Annotated in this window: 8 protein-coding genes and 3 pseudogenes; 4 read left to right on the top strand and 7 right to left on the bottom strand. The window is 69.7% G+C overall.

Annotated features, from left to right (window positions below; translation table 11 throughout):
* Positions 1-12: 12 nt before the first annotated feature.
* From ACWD4G_RS22555 to ACWD4G_RS22545, 3 genes are all read right to left on the bottom strand, one after another.
* Complete coding sequence (locus ACWD4G_RS22555; protein WP_451296074.1) at positions 13-819, bottom strand: HAD family hydrolase; 807 nt, start codon at positions 817-819, stop codon at positions 13-15.
* A gap of 267 nt (positions 820-1,086) precedes the next feature.
* Complete coding sequence (locus ACWD4G_RS22550; protein ID WP_451296072.1) at positions 1,087-2,289, bottom strand: NAD(P)-binding domain-containing protein; 1,203 nt, start codon at positions 2,287-2,289, stop codon at positions 1,087-1,089.
* A gap of 117 nt (positions 2,290-2,406) precedes the next feature.
* Positions 2,407-3,678 carry a carboxylate--amine ligase gene (locus ACWD4G_RS22545; RefSeq protein ID WP_451296070.1) on the bottom strand — a complete coding sequence of 424 codons (1,272 nt, stop codon included), beginning with the start codon at positions 3,676-3,678 and terminating at the stop codon, positions 2,407-2,409.
* Positions 3,679-3,909: 231 nt separating this feature from the next.
* On the opposite strand from ACWD4G_RS22545, the gene fahA reads away from it, so the two are divergent.
* From fahA to ACWD4G_RS22525, 4 genes and pseudogenes are all read left to right on the top strand, one after another.
* Positions 3,910-5,124, top strand: coding sequence for a fumarylacetoacetase (gene fahA, locus ACWD4G_RS22540; RefSeq protein WP_451296243.1), 1,215 nt, complete (start codon positions 3,910-3,912; stop codon positions 5,122-5,124).
* Positions 5,125-5,131: 7 nt separating this feature from the next.
* Positions 5,132-6,151 (top strand): annotated as a pseudogene (locus ACWD4G_RS22535) (ABC transporter substrate-binding protein); the annotation flags it as partial.
* Positions 6,148-7,095: pseudogene (locus ACWD4G_RS22530) on the top strand (ABC transporter permease). The pseudogenes ACWD4G_RS22535 and ACWD4G_RS22530, both read left to right, overlap by 4 nt.
* Positions 7,096-7,228: 133 nt before the next feature.
* A pseudogene (locus tag ACWD4G_RS22525) lies at positions 7,229-7,636 on the top strand (HEAT repeat domain-containing protein); the annotation flags it as partial.
* 157 nt (positions 7,637-7,793) lie between these two features.
* On the opposite strand, the gene recQ reads toward ACWD4G_RS22525, so the two are convergent.
* The 4 genes from recQ to nuoL form a co-directional block, all read right to left on the bottom strand.
* A complete protein-coding gene (gene recQ / locus ACWD4G_RS22520; protein WP_451296068.1) occupies positions 7,794-9,908 on the bottom strand; it encodes a DNA helicase RecQ in 2,115 nt (704 codons plus the stop codon).
* A 241-nt stretch (positions 9,909-10,149) separates the two neighbouring features.
* On the bottom strand, positions 10,150-11,799 hold the full coding sequence (gene nuoN, locus ACWD4G_RS22515; RefSeq protein WP_451296066.1) for an NADH-quinone oxidoreductase subunit NuoN: 1,650 nt from the start codon (positions 11,797-11,799) through the stop codon (positions 10,150-10,152).
* Entirely contained in the window at positions 11,796-13,367 is a 1,572-nt protein-coding gene (locus ACWD4G_RS22510) for an NADH-quinone oxidoreductase subunit M (RefSeq protein ID WP_451296064.1), read from the bottom strand. Before ACWD4G_RS22510 ends, nuoN begins: the two co-directional genes overlap by 4 nt.
* A gap of 5 nt (positions 13,368-13,372) precedes the next feature.
* Positions 13,373-15,313 carry an NADH-quinone oxidoreductase subunit L gene (gene nuoL / locus ACWD4G_RS22505; protein ID WP_451296062.1) on the bottom strand — a complete coding sequence of 647 codons (1,941 nt, stop codon included), beginning with the start codon at positions 15,311-15,313 and terminating at the stop codon, positions 13,373-13,375.
* Positions 15,314-15,318: the final 5 nt, after the last annotated feature.

Here is a 15,318-nt window from a genome sequence, read left to right as displayed (position 1 = left end):
TGAGCCCGGCGCTCAGGGGAACAGCCGCTCCAGGACCACCGCGATGCCGTCGTCCTCGTTGGAGAGGGTCACCTCGTCGGCGACGGCCTTGAGTTCGGGGTGGGCGTTGGCCATGGCGACCCCGTGGGCGGCCCAGTCGAACATGGGGATGTCGTTGGGCATGTCACCGAAGGCGATGGTCTGGTCCGGCGTCAGTCCGAGATGGTCGGCGGCGAGGGCCAGGCCAGTCGCCTTGGTGATGCCGCAGGGCTGGAGCTCCACGGTGCCGGGCCCCGACATCGTGACCGTCGCCAGCGAACCGACCGCCATACGCGCCGCCGACGCCAACTCGTCGTCGGACAGATAAGGATGGCGCAGAAGCACCTTGCTGATGGGCTCGCACCACAGGTCGTCCCGGCGCGGTACGCGTACGGCGGGGAGCGTGGGGTGCGGCATGAGATAGCCGGGCTCGATGAGGGTGAGGCCATCGACCCCGTCCTGATCGACGGCCGCGTACACCTGTCCGACCTCGGCCTCGATCTTGCCGAGCGCGGTCTCGGCGAGTTCACGGTCGAGGGTGACGGACCAGAGCAGCCGGTCCGCGCCGGTGTCGTACAACTGCGCGCCCTGTCCGCACACCGCGAGCCCCCTGTTGCCGAGGTCGTCGAGGAGCGGTCGGACTCTCGGTGCGGGCCGTCCCGTCACCACGAGGTGCTGAGCACCGGCCCCCGTGGCCCGCGCCAGCGCGGCGAGGGACCGGTCGGAGAGCGTGTCGTCACTGCGCAGGAGCGTTCCGTCCAGGTCAGTGGCGATGAGTGAATATGCGGTGGGAGCGGCCATGATCAGAGAATACGGATGCCGGACCCCATCGGTTCGACCCGAACCGGCCGAGGTCCGGCATCCCAACGGCACTTGGGGCCCGCCCCGTCAACTCCCGATTGCCGAACGGAAGTTCAGGGGGAGCCTTTGGCAACTGAGGCCCACACCAGAAGGGGCGCGGGGCTCTGCTTACTTGCGGCTCCGCCGCGTGGGCGCGATCAGCCACGACGCTCCCGCATCCGCCGAATCACAACTCCTCCCGAGCTATTAGGCCCCCCCAACCCCCACTCACCCATGGGCCGCAGCCAAATGCCTCCCCAACCAAGGCGAAGCGAACTCCGTCCCACAGACAAACCGCATGACCGGCCCGTACGAGGCCGCAGCCGGCACCCCCGTGAAGTACAGCCCGGGAATCGACGACCGGAACCCGGCCCCGAGCACCGGCGCCCCCCGACTCACCGCCAACTCCGTCCGCACCTCATGCCCGAGAAACCCCATCGCCCCGAGATCGACGCGATACCCGGTAGCCGCGATGACATGATCGGCGCCCACCTCCGCGATCCGCCCGTCAAAGCCCCGCAGGGCCAGCAGCGGCCGCCCGTCAACAGCGCCCGCGCGCACGATGCGCGCGACCTCCCGCACTTCAACCCGCCCCTCGAACCGCTCGCGCAACCACCACGCGCCCAGCGGTCCCAGCACCCGGCGGACCAGGTAGTGACGGATACCGGCCGGCAGATACCGGTACGGATGCGGGTAGTGGCTGAGCGCCCACAGCGACCAGGCCCGTCCGAACGGCGACTCGGGGCGCAGCCTCGGCTGCTTCCACGGCGGCGCTCCGAACGCCACGGCCCCGCGCCCGCGCGCGACCACCCGTACGCGCGCCCCCGCCTCGGCGGCCAACACCGCCGTCTCCAGGGCGGATTGACCGGCGCCCACCACGATCAGGTCCTTGTCGGCGAACCGCCGGAGGTCATGGTGCTGGGAGCTGTGCGAGACGGGCCCCGTGGAGGTGGGCCCGTCCGGGGCCGCCCCCAGCAGTTCGGCGGGCAGATGGGCCAGCCCGAACAGCCCGCTCGCCACGACCACGGCCCGCGCCGCGAACAACTCCCCGGAGTCCAGCTTCAGTTCGAAACCGCCCCCCTTGCTCCGGTCCACGGAGACGACCCGCACCCGCTCCAGTTCGGGCACGAGCCGCTGCTGGAACCACTCCCCGTACGCGATGAACGTCTCCACGGGGATGATGTCCTCGTCGGTGACCAGCCGCCTGATGCCGGCCGCGTCGCAGTAGTCGCGCAGGGTGTGGCCGCGCTGCGGGGCGTCGATGTTCGAGGCGACCGGGGTCGACTTCAGGAGCATCCCGGCGGGCATGTTGTCCCGCCAGCTCACCATGGGGTCGCCGAACACCCGTACGGGTATGCCGTGCGCTCGTAGATGGGCGGCGGTGGACAGTCCGAACGGCCCGGCGCCGATGATCGCTACCGGTTGAATCACGAAGTCCCTCCCCAGGACGCGACGTGCCTACGCGATGTACCTACGCGATGTACCTACGCGATGTGCCTGCTTCGTGTGAGTCCTACGAGTCCTACTGGCGGTCCTACTGGTGGAGCCCTACTGGTGTTTGCGGCCGGCCCGGCCGGCCCTCCAGAACTGATGGAGATGCTTCACGCCCGGTCGCACGGAGCGCGCGAGCATCATGAGCAACGGCCGCGGGTCGTCGCCCGCGAACCACGCCAGCTCCGTACCGCTCGGGCGCGCGGGTGCGTGCGGTGTGGTGTAGCCGCTGCGGCGGTAGGCGAGCAGGGCGGGCGGATCGATGTTCTCCACGACGTAACGACGCCCGGTGAGCTGCTCCCCCTCCGGCACCGGACGCCCGGTCAGATCTAGATGCATGGCGCGGACGACGTCGATGCCCGCCTCGCTCTCGAACAGGCGGAACTGCGCGCCCATCCGCGGATTGAAGTCGAGCAGCTTGTACCGCCCGTCGCGCCGGTCGAACCGCAGATCGAGGTCGATGACTCCGGTGAACCCGATCTGCTTGATGAAACGCCCGGCGAGATCGGCGAGTTCCGGATTGTCGACGATGTACGCGTTCGCGGTCATCCCCGCGTGCGGTGGCCACGAGCGCACCTTCACCCCGGTGAACAGCGCGAGCGGGGCCGAGTCCGCGTCGAAGTACGCGTGCACGATCCAGTCCTCGGCGTCCTCACGGGGGAGGTACTCCTGAAGGATGACCCCGGGCCGCTCGCCCCAGCGCCGGGCGAGCCGCAGCAGCCCCGCGCGGTCGTCGATGCGGGTGGTGCCGTTCACGGCGGGCCGCCGGCGTCGTTCGAACGCCTCGCGGTTCTTGGCGACCACCGGGAAGCGGGCCCGTTCGGCGAAGCGCTCGACCTCCTCGTACGACTGAGGGAAGGCCGCGGCGGGGCTGGGGATGCCGTGTTCGACGCAGAGTTCGTGCAGGCCCTGCTTGCTGGCGAGGCGGCGGGGCAGTTCGGGGTCGACGCGCGGGAAGAGGAAACGCCCGCCCAGTTCACCCTGGTGCTCGGCGATGAGGACGGCGGCCTCCTCGTCGGTGGGGACGAGCACGGCGGACCGGCCGCACTCCCCGTCGATCTCCGCCCCGATCCGCAGCAGTCCCGCCACCAGCCGCTCTGGCTTCTCGGTGCCGGTGGTGGGCCAGACGAACGCGCGCCGCAGATAGCGCGAGGTCGCGGCCGGGGTCCAACGGTCCTCCGTGATCGCGTAGACGGGTATGCCGAGCCGGCCCAGGCTGCGGATGGCTCCGACCCCGCCGTGGTGCAGCGGATAGTCACCGAACTTGACGACGAGCGCCGGAACGCCTCGATCCGCCTGAATCGGCGCACACCTGTCACCCCTGGCCACGGGTCCCCCCACGTGTCCCCCCTACCGGACGCGGACCCACCCCGTCCGCGTTCCCCCAGAGGACGCTAAGCCGGAATATCCCCCTCCGACCCTCACCTATCAGGACATTGCGAACTCTTTAGACACTCCCCATCCTCTTCACACCCCCGTAACCTGTGCGGCGACCGGTTGGAAGTCCAGTGGAACGACGGCACGAGAGCGAGGCAGCACCCCATGCCCCCCTTGTCCTCCATGTCCCCCTTCGACCCGCCGGAGGGCCATCCCTTCGGGTCGCACAACCTCCCCTACGGTGTGTTCTCGCCCTCCGGTTCCGAGGACCGCACGGTGGGTGTCCGCCTCGGCGACCATGTCCTGGACGCGGCCGCGGCGGCCCGGGCGCTCGGCTCCCCCTACGCTTCCCTCCTCGCCCACCCCACCCTCAACCCGCTGCTCGCGGCGGGGCGCACCACCTGGTCGGACATCCGGCGGGCGCTGACGGGATGGGTGACGGTCCCGTCCCACCGCGAGACGATCGCGCCGCACTTCCACGCGCTGCCCTCGGTGACCCTCCATCTGCCGTTCGAGGTCGCCGACTACGTCGACTTCTACTCCTCCGAGAACCACGCGCGGAACGTGGGGCAGATCTTCCGCCCCGACGCTCCCGACCCGCTGACCCCCAACTGGAAGCATCTGCCCATCGGTTACCACGGCCGATCAGGCACCGTTGTCGTGTCGGGCACGGAGGTGGTACGGCCCTCCGGCCAGCGGAAACCTCCGACGGAACCCGTACCGGTGTTCGGGCCGTCGACGCGGCTGGACATCGAAGCGGAAGTCGGCTTCGTGGTGGGCGTGCCGTCGGGGATGGGGCGGCCGGTGGGGCTCGGGGCGTTCCGGGACCATGTCTTCGGCGCCTGCCTCCTCAACGACTGGTCGGCCCGTGATCTCCAGGCATGGGAGTACGTGCCGCTCGGGCCCTTCCTCGGCAAGTCGTTCGCGACATCGGTGTCGGCGTGGATCACACCGCTGGACGCGCTGGAGGAGGCACGGGTGAGCCCGCCGGAGCGTACGCACGCGCCGCTTCCGTATCTGGACGACTCGGCGGAGGAGCCCGGCGGTTACGACCTGCGGATCTCGGTGGCCGTCAATGGGCATGTGGTCTCGGAGCCGCCGTTCTCGACCATGTACTGGACGGCCGCCCAGCAGCTGGCCCATATGACGGTCAACGGGGCGTCCCTGCGTACGGGCGACCTCTACGGCTCCGGCACGGTGAGCGGCCCGACTCCCGGCGAACGGGGCTCCCTTCTGGAGCTGACCTGGAACGGCCGTGACCCTCTGGACCTTCCGACGGGCAAGCGGACGTTCCTGGAGGACGGCGACGAGGTGACGCTCACGGCGTGGGCGCCGGGGCCGGGGGACGTGCGGGTCGGGTTGGGTGAGGTGAGGGGGCGGATCGCTCCGGCGGTGTAGGGGGCGGGGGCGCACCACCTACAAGGTGAACTGGCAGGACTACGCCACCAGCTACAACCTGCGTGGTGGGCTCAACACCATCGTCACCGGCCCCGGCTCCCCTCTGACCTCCCTCGACGACCTCAAGGGCAAGAAGGTGTCCACGAGCGTCGGTTCCGCCGCGGACGGCACCCTCGTACGGGCTCTGCGGGGCGCCGGGCTCGATCCCGAGAAGGACATCGAGAAGCTCAACCAGCAGCCGGCCGTGGGGGCTTCCGCCCTCTCGGCCGGGAGTGCGGACGCACTCTCGCGGTTCGTGGCCTGGCCGGGGCTGCTGGCGTACCAGGGGAAGGCGAAAGCCCTCTACGACGGGGCGGAGTCGGACCTTCCGACCTTCCACGGCGTCACCGCGCGCGAGGACTTCGCCAAGCGGCGGCCCGCCGTGCTGGAAGCGTTCCTGAAGGCGCGGGCAGAGGCCACGGACTATCTGAACGACCATCCCGTGGCCGCCGCCGAGAAGGTCGCCGACGCCACCGGGCTGCCCGCCGAGGTCGTCTACCTCTACAACGGCGCCCATGGCATCGCCACGTTCGACCCGTCCCTGAAACCTGAGTTGATCTCGGCCCTCAAGCAGGACGTACCGATCCTCAAGGCGGCCGAGCTGACCGGTGACGTGGATGTGGACGCCTTCGTCGACGATCAGTACGTACGCAAGGCGCTCGGGACGTCCTCGTACGACAAGCGGCTCAACGCCACTCCCGCGGCGGCCCGGAGCGAGGTCTGGGTCAAGGGCGCGGCGGAAACCCGTACCCACGAGACGCCCGCCGAACTGCTCGCCCATGTCGCCGGGCACAAGGGCGACGTGCGTACCGCCTATGTGCCGGACACCACGACCGGGACGCAGTGGTTCGCGGACAAGGCGGTCTGGGTGGTCGATGGGGAGCGGTTGCTGCCGTTCGTCGCTCCCGCCACCGCCGCGTCGTATGTCTCCGGGCATGAGGGCGCGCGGGTCGTCTCGTACGCCGACGCGCTGGAGCGGGCGTCATGACGGCTCGGGGTTCCCACTCGTACTCGTATCCGCATTCGTACTCGTACTCGTACCGGGCGACCCGGTATCTCGTCCGCGTCGGCTCCCTGGTCGTGGTGCTCGGGCTCTGGCAGGCGCTGACCAGTCTGAACGTCGATCTGTGGCTGCGGTTCTCGCAGTTCCCGACGGTCGTGGACGTGGCCCGCACCTTCGGTGAGCGGGTGTCCGGGCCCGACTACTGGACCGACCTCACCGACAGCCTCACACACATCCTCACCGGGTTCCTGCTGGCGGCGGTGCTGGGTGTCGCGGTGGGGGTACTCGTCGCCCGTTCGCGATGGGCCGAGGATCTGGTCGGGCCCGTGCTGGAGGTGGTGCGGCCGATTCCGGCGATCGCGCTGGTGCCCGTGGCGATCCTGCTGTTCCTTTCCAACGAACAGGGCATCGTCTTCATCACCTTCACCGCCGCGTTCTTCCCCGTACTGGTCTCCACCCGGCACGCGGTACGGGCGCTGACGCCGGTCTGGGAGGAGGCGGTCCGCACGATGGGCGGCGGACGGTGGCAGGTGCTGGGCGGTCGTGCTGCCGGGGGCGCTGCCCGGGATCTTCGGCGGGCTGTCGGTGGGGATCGGGGTGTCGTGGATCTGTGTGATCTCCGCCGAGATGATCTCCGGTCAGTACGGCGTCGGCTACCGCACCTGGCAGGACTACACGGTCGTCGACTACCCCGGCGTCTTCGTCGGCATGACCACGATCGGCCTCCCGGGGTGGCTGACCTCTACGGCCGTGGAGTCGCTGGGCGTCGGCTCACGCGCTGGCTGCCGACGACCTCCTATGAACGTGCGGGGCGATCGAGGGGTTCCCGGGCGCCGATGCCGGGGCCGGGGCGTGTGCCGGGGCCTGGGCTGGTTGTGGCCGGGGGGGGACGGGGTCCGGAGCGCCGGTGTCCGAGGGTTCCGATTTGAATGCCGAGGAGGTACGTGGTGAGCACCTCGTCCGAGGCTGAGGCCGCGATGAGACCGCGACCGAGCCCGAGACCAGCAGCGGGACGACCACAGGAAACAGCCCTGCGCCAGCCCCAGCGCAGATCTCGCCGACCCCACCGTCATCCACACCGCGCTCACCTCCCTCACCGACGACCCCGACGCCCTGGTCCGAGCCGCCGCCTACGCCGCACTGGGCACGGTCGGCTCCCCCCCGCCTCTCGCTCCCCAGGCCATCGCCGCCCTCACCGACCCCGCCCGGCAGGTCCGATCGGGCGCCGCCACTGCCCTGGCCACAGTCCGCTCCGAACTGGCCGTCCCCGCCCTCGCCCAGGCCCTCAACGACCCTAACGCCGACGTCCGCAAGGCCGCCGTGCTCTCCCTCACCCACCACACCACCACCCCGGAGGCCCACACGGCCCTCACCACCGCCACCAAGGACCCCGACGCCGACGTCAGGGCCTATGCCTCCCGCGCCCTGGCCCCCGAGCAGCCAACCGGCGGAAGCACGGCACACCCCTGACGAGCCCGCAGCCCCATACGGCCACCGCCCAACGATCCGTCACGCCACAGCACCGGCACCGCTCGGGCCCGAGGAAGCAAGCGGTGGGTCGTGGAGCAGCGAACTGCGGGTCGTGGGGATGACCGGCAGCGCGTACGCCCCCGTGCGGCCAGGAGTTCTAAGCCCAGTCGTCATGCTCGGGCTCCGGCTCCGCGTCGGGCCAGTCGAATCCGTCGGCTTCGCCGACCGTCTCCGTCGCCGTCGGGGCACCGCTGTTCCCCGACGGCGACGAGCCATCGGAAGCCCCGCCCAGCGAGGCGAGCACGCTCAGCACCCCTTCGCCGTAGGTCGCGAGTTTCTTCTCGCCGATGCCGCTGATGGTGCCCAGTTCGGCGACCGAGGTGGGGGCGATGGTGGCGATCTCCCGGAGGGTGGCATCGTGGAAGATGACATAGGCCGGGACGCCCTGCTCACGGGCCTGTTCGGCTCGCCAGGCGCGCAGGGCCTCGAAGACGGGGAGCAACTCGGCGGGAAGCTCGGCCGCGGCCGCCTTGGCCTTGCGCTCGCCCCGACCGGAGCCGGAGGCGCCCGACGAACCCGAGCCTCCCGACGCCGACCGCGAGGTCACCGGCGGCTTCGCCTCCTTGCGCAGCGGCACCTCCCGCTCCCGCCGCAGCACCGCCCCGCTCGCCTCGGTGAGCACCAGCGTGCCGTACTCGCCCTCGACCGCGAGCAGCCCCTGCGCGAGCAACTGTCTTACGACGCCCCGCCATTCGCCCTCGGCCAGTTCCTCTCCGATGCCGAACACGGACAGCTGGTCGTGGTCGAACTGGATGACCTTCGCGGTCCGCTTGCCCAGCAGGATGTCGACGATCTGGACGGCCCCGAACTTCTGGCCCCGCTCCCGCTGCAGCCGCACCACCGTCGACAGCACCTTCTGCGCCGCGACCGTGCCGTCCCAGGTCTCCGGGGGTTCGACACATGTGTCGCAGTTGCCGCAGCCGCCGGGCTGGGGCTCCTGGCCGAAGTAGCACAGCAGTTGACCCCTTCGGCACTGGGCCGTCTCGCACAGGGCCAGCATGGCGTCCAGATGCGCTGCCGCCCGGCGGCGGAACGCCTCGTCGCCCTCTGAGCCCTGAATGAGCTTGCGCTGCTGTATGACGTCGTTCAGCCCGTACGCCATCCATGCCGTGGAGGGCAGCCCGTCACGGCCGGCGCGGCCTGTCTCCTGGTAGTAGCCCTCGACGGACTTCGGCAGGTCGAGGTGGGCAACGAAGCGTACGTCCGGCTTGTCGATGCCCATGCCGAAGGCGATCGTGGCGACCACCACGAGCCCTTCCTCGCGCAGGAAACGCGCCTGGTGCGCCGCGCGCGTACCCGCGTCGAGGCCCGCGTGGTACGGCACCGCCTCGATGCCGTTCTTGCTGAGGAACTCCGCTGTCCGCTCCACCGAGTTGCGGGACAGGCAGTAGACGATGCCCGCGTCGCCGGCGTGCTCCTGGCGCAGGAAGGACAGCAACTGCTTCTTGGGGTCGGCCTTGGGGACGATCCGGTACTGGATGTTGGGCCGGTCGAAGCTGGCCTCGAAGTGCCGGGCCCGTGGCATGACGAGCCGCTCGGTGATCTCCCGGTGCGTGGCCCGTGTGGCGGTGGCCGTGAGCGCGATGCGCGGCACATCCGGCCAGCGCTCGCCCAGCAGGGACAGGGACAGATAGTCGGGCCGGAAGTCGTGGCCCCACTGGGACACACAGTGCGCCTCGTCGATCGCGAACACCGAGATCTTGCCGCGGGACAGCAGGTCCAGCGTGGTGTCCAGCCGCAGCCGCTCCGGCGCGAGATAGAGCAGGTCCAGCTCCCCCGCGACGAACTCCGCCTCCACCAGGCGCCGCTCGTCGAAGTCCTGCGTGGAGTTGATGAACCCGGCGCGGACACCCAGGGCCCTGAGCGCGTCCACCTGGTCCTGCATCAGCGCGATCAGCGGGGAGACCACGATGCCCGTACCGGGCCTGACCAGGGCCGGGATCTGGTAGCAGAGGGACTTGCCGCCGCCGGTCGGCATCAGGACGACCGCGTCACCGCCCGTGACCACATGCTCGATGATCGCCGCCTGCTCACCCCGGAAGGCGTCGTACCCGAAGACCCGATGGAGCACGGCCAGCGCCTCGCTGTCCACCGGGCGCCCCGCACCCGGGCCTCCGCCTCCCGCCCCGGGGTCCGGGCCCGTACCGCCCGCACCCAGCTCGGCCGTCCTGCCGTCGTCCACCATCACAACCGTCCCGCCCGTCCCGATCATCGCCCGTCCCCCGTGTCGTAGGTACTGCTCCGCCTGTGTCTTCCTCCAGCCCTTGCCACGATAGGCGCCCGCACCGACAGCCTCAGAGTTATCCACAGGCTCCACCCACGGAAGTGCGTCGCACGTGTGTTCAGCACGCCGGGTCTGCTCCGGCACGGACAACGGGACCCGGCCCCTCCAGGAGACCGGGTCCCGCCATATCGCACGTCCCTCGCGGAACGTCAGCGCACCGAGCGGAGCGTCACCGTACGAACACCCCCGCCTGCGCGGCCAGATCCAGGAAGTACTGCGGGGCCACACCGAGCACCAGCGTGGCCGCGACGCCCACCCCGATCGCCGTCATGGTCAGCGGTGACGGCACGGCGACCGTCGGCCCCTCGGGGCGCGGCTCGCTGAAGAACATCAGCACGATCACGCGGATGTAGAAGAACGCGGCGATGGCCGACGAGATCACACCGACCACGACGATCGCGCCAGCGCCTCCTTCCGCCGCCGCCTTGAACACGGCGAACTTCCCGGCGAACCCGGAGGTCAGCGGAATGCCCGCGAAGGCCAGCAGGAAGACCGCGAACACGGCCGCCACCAACGGCGATCTGCGTCCGAGCCCGGCCCACTTGGACAGATGCGTGGCCTCGCCGCCGGCGTCCCGCACCAGGGTCACCACGGCGAACGCGCCGATCGTCACGAAGGAGTACGCGCCCAGGTAGAAGAGCACGGACGAGACGCCGTCGGGTGTGGCCGCGATGACACCGGCGAGGATGAAGCCGGCGTGCGCGATGGACGAGTAGGCGAGGAGTCGCTTGATGTCGGTCTGGGTGATGGCGATGATCGCGCCGCCCAGCATGGTGACGATGGCGACGGCCCACATCACCGGCCGCCAGTCCCAGCGCAGGCCCGGCAGGACGACGTACAGGAGCCTGAGCAGCGCTCCGAACGCCGCGACCTTCGTGGCCGCCGCCATGAAGCCGGTGACCGGCGTCGGGGCGCCCTGGTAGACGTCCGGGGTCCACATGTGGAACGGCACCGCGCCGACCTTGAACAGCAGGCCCATGACGAGCATGGCGGCGCCGATGAGCAGCAACGCGTCGTTGCCCATGGTGTCGGCGAGGGCGGGGTTGATGTCGCCGATGGTGCCGTCGACGACCTGGGCGATCGTCGCGTACTTCACCGAGCCCGCGTACCCGTACAGCAGGGCGATGCCGAAGAGGGTGAACGCGGAGGCGAAGGCGCCGAGGAGGAAGTACTTGACCGCCGCCTCCTGCGACACCAGTCGCTTGCGGCGGGCCACGGCGCACAGCAGGTAGAGCGGGAGGGAGAGGACCTCCAGGGCGATGAACAGGGTCAGCAGGTCGTTGGCCGCCGGGAAGATCAGCATGCCGCCGATCGCGAAGAGCAGCAGCGGGAACACCTCGGTGGTGGTGAACCCGGCCTTGACGGCGGCCTTCTCGCTGTCACTGCCGGGCACGGAGGCGGCCTGCGCGGCGAAGGAGTCGACCCTGTTGCCGTGGGCGGCCGGGTCGAGGCGGCGTTCGGCGAAGGTGAAGACGCCGAGGATGCCGGCCAGGAGGATCGTGCCCTGGAGGAACAGGGCCGGTCCGTCGACGGCGATCGCGCCCATGGCCGCGATGCCCGCCTTGGTGGTGCCGTATCCCCTGGCCGCGAGCGCGACGACCGCGGCGAAGGCGGCGGTGAGCGCGACGACGGAGGTGAACACCTGGGCGTAGTAGCGGATCTTTCGCGGCACGAAGGCCTCGATCAGAATCCCGATGATCGCCGCCCCGATGACGATCAAGGTGGGCGACAATTGCCCGTATTCGATGTCCGGCGCACCGATCTTGTCGATCGGCTCGGCCGCCGTTGTCCACAGGCTGTGGACGGCTGATGCGCTCACTTGGCCGCCTCCACCTCGGGCTGGGGGTCCTTCTTCTGTACATCGGACAGGGTCTGCTCGACCGCCGGGTTGACGATGTCGGTGACCGGCTTCGGGTAGACGCCCAGGAAGATCAGCAGCACGACCAGGGGGGCGACCACCACGAGTTCCCGCACCCTCAGATCGGACATGCCCTCGACCTCGGCCTTCACCGGGCCCGTCATCGTCCGCTGGTAGAGGACGAGGGTGTAGAGCGCGGCGAGGACGATGCCGAAGGTGGCGATGATCCCGATCACCGGGTAGCGCGCGAATGTGCCGACCAGGACCAGGAACTCACTCACGAAGGGTGCGAGGCCCGGCAGCGACAGGGTCGCGAGGCCGCCGATCAGGAAGGTGCCGGCGAGCACCGGGGCGACCTTCTGGACCCCGCCGTAGTCGGCGATGAGCCGCGACCCGCGCCGCGAGATCAGGAAGCCCGCGACCAGCATCAGGGCCGCGGTCGAGATGCCGTGGTTGACCATGTAGAGCGTGGCGCCGGACTGGCCCTGGCTGGTCATCGCGAAGATGCCCAGGATGATGAACCCGAAGTGCGAGATCGACGCGTACGCCACCAGCCGCTTGATGTCGCGCTGGCCGACCGCGAGCAGCGCCCCGTAGATGATGCTGATCAGCGCCAGGACGAGGATCGCGGGCGTCGCCCACTTGCTGGCCTCCGGGAAGAGCTGGAGGCAGAAGCGGAGCATCGCGAAGGTGCCGACCTTGTCGACGACGGCTGTGATGAGTACGGCGACCGGGGCGGTGGACTCCTGCATGGCGTTGGGCAGCCAGGTGTGCAGCGGCCACAGCGGCGCCTTCACCGCGAAGGCGAAGAAGAAGCCGAGGAACAGCCAGCGTTCGGTGGTCGTCGCCATCTCCAGCGAGCCGTTGGCGCGGGCCTCGGCGATCTCCTGGAGGCTGAAGTTCCCGGCGACCACATACAGGCCGATGACCGCGGCCAGCATGATCAGACCGCCGACCAGGTTGTAGAGGAGGAACTTCACGGCGGCGTACGAGCGTTGTGTGGACGCCGTCTCCTCGCCGTGCTCGTGGGCACGGTCCCCGAAGCCGCCGATGAGGAAGTACATCGGGATGAGCATGGCTTCGAAGAAGATGTAGAAGAGGAAGACGTCGGTGGCCTCGAAGGAGATGATCACCATCGCCTCGACGGCCAGGATCAGGGCGAAGAAGCCCTGGGTGGGCCGCCACCTCTTGTGGCCGGTCTCCAGCGGGTCGGCGTCGTGCCAGCCCGCGAGGATGATGAACGGGATCAGCAGGGCGGTCAGCGCGATCAGCGCCACCGCGATGCCGTCCACACCCAGTTCGTAGCGGACCCCGAAGTCCTTGATCCAGGCGTGCGATTCGGTGAGTTGGTAGCGGTCGCCGTCCGGGTCGAAGCGGAACAGGACGATCGCGGCGAGCACGAGGGTGCCCAGGGAGACCAGCAGCGCCAGCCATTTCGCGGCGTCGCGCCGGGCGGCCGGTACGGCGGCCGTGGCGATCGCCCCGAGGGCCGGGAGCGCCGCCGTCGCTGTCAGCAGAGGAAAGGACATCGGTATCAGACCGCCCTCATCAGCAGGGTCGCGGCGATGAGGATCGCAGCGCCGCCGAACATCGAGACCGCGTACGACCGGGCATAGCCGTTCTGGATGCGGCGCAGCCGCCCGGAGAGGCCGCCCATACCGGCGGCCGTGCCGTTGACGACCCCGTCGACCAGGGTGTGGTCGACGTAGACCAGGGAGCGGGTGAGGTGCTCTCCGCCGCGTACGAGGACGACGTGGTTGAAGTCGTCCTGGAGGAGGTCGCGGCGGGCGGCCCGGGTGAGCAGCGACCCGCGCGGGGCAACGACCGGCACGGGCCGGCGCCCGTACTGGAGCCAGGCGAGGCCGACGCCGATCACCATCACGGCGACCGTGGACGCGGTGACCGCCGCCGCGCTGATCGGCGGGTGTCCGTGCGCGTGCTCGGTGACGGGCTCCAGCCAGTGGACGAACCGGTCGCCGATGCTGAAGAACGCGCCGCCGAAGACCGAGCCGACGGCCAGCACGATCATGGGGATCGTCATGACCTTGGGCGACTCGTGCGGGTGCGGCATCTCGCCGGGGTGCACCTCGATGCCGGGCTCGACACTCGGCGCCTTGTCCGGGTCGGGAGCCGGCTGCCAGCGCTCCTCTCCGAAGAACGTCATCAGCATCACGCGCGTCATGTAGTACGCGGTGATGGCCGCGCCCAGCAGGGCCACGCCGCCGAGAATCCAGCCCTCGGTGCCGCCCTTGGCGAACGCCGCCTCGATGATCTTGTCCTTGGAGAAGAAGCCGGACAGTCCGGGGAAGCCGATGATCGCGAGGTAGCCGAGTCCGAACGTCACGAAGGTGACCGGCATGTACTTGCGCAGGCCGCCGTACTTGCGCATGTCGACCTCGTCGTTCATGCCGTGCATGACGGAGCCGGCGCCGAGGAACAGCCCGGCCTTGAAGAAGCCGTGCGTCACCAGGTGCATGATCGCGAAGACATAGCCGATGGGGCCGAGACCCGCGGCGAGGACCATGTAGCCGATCTGCGACATGGTCGATCCGGCGAGGGCCTTCTTGATGTCGTCCTTCGCGCAACCGACGATCGCACCGAAGAGGAGCGTGACCGCGCCGACGACGGTGGTGACCAGCTGTGCGTCGGGGGCGGCGTTGAAGATGTCGGCGGAGCGGACGATCAGATAGACACCGGCGGTGACCATGGTCGCGGCGTGGATGAGGGCCGAGACCGGGGTCGGGCCCTCCATCGCGTCCCCGAGCCAGGACTGCAGCGGCACCTGGGCGGACTTTCCGCAGGCGGCGAGCAGCAGCATCAGCGCGATGGCCGTCAGCTTGCCCTCACTGGTCTCACCGGTGGCCTCCAGGACCGGGCCGAAGGCGAAGGTCCCGAAGGTGGTGAACATCAGCATGATGGCGATGGACAGGCCCATGTCGCCGACGCGGTTGACCAGGAAGGCCTTCTTCGCGGCGGTGGCGGCGCTGGGCTTGTGCTGCCAGAAGCCGATCAGCAGGTACGAGGCGAGGCCCACGCCCTCCCAGCCGACGTACAGCAGCAGGTAGTTGTCGGCGAGGACGAGCAGCAGCATCGCCGCGAGGAACAGGTTCAGATAGCCGAAGAAGCGGCGTCGGCGCTCGTCGTGCTCCATGTACCCGATCGAGTACACATGGATGAGCGAGCCGACTCCGGTGATCAGCAGGACGAACGTCATCGACAGCTGGTCGAGCTGGAAGGCGATGTCCGCCTGGAAGCCCTCGACGGGAATCCAGCTGAACAGATGCTGGCCGATCTCCCGGTGTTCGGGGTCCTTGCCGAGCATGTCGGCGAAGAGGACGACGCCGATGACGAAGGAGGCGGCGGCGAGGGCCGTGCCGATCCAGTGGCCGACGGCGTCGAGGCGCCGGCCGCCGCACAGCAGGACGGCCGCTCCGAGCAGGGGCGCCGCCACCAGCAGCGCAATCAGGTTCTCCACGATTC

Source organism: Streptomyces sp. NPDC002643 (genome assembly GCF_053592555.1).
The sequence above is the reverse complement of the archived record's forward strand: the minus strand, read 5'-3'. Positions and strand labels throughout refer to the sequence as shown.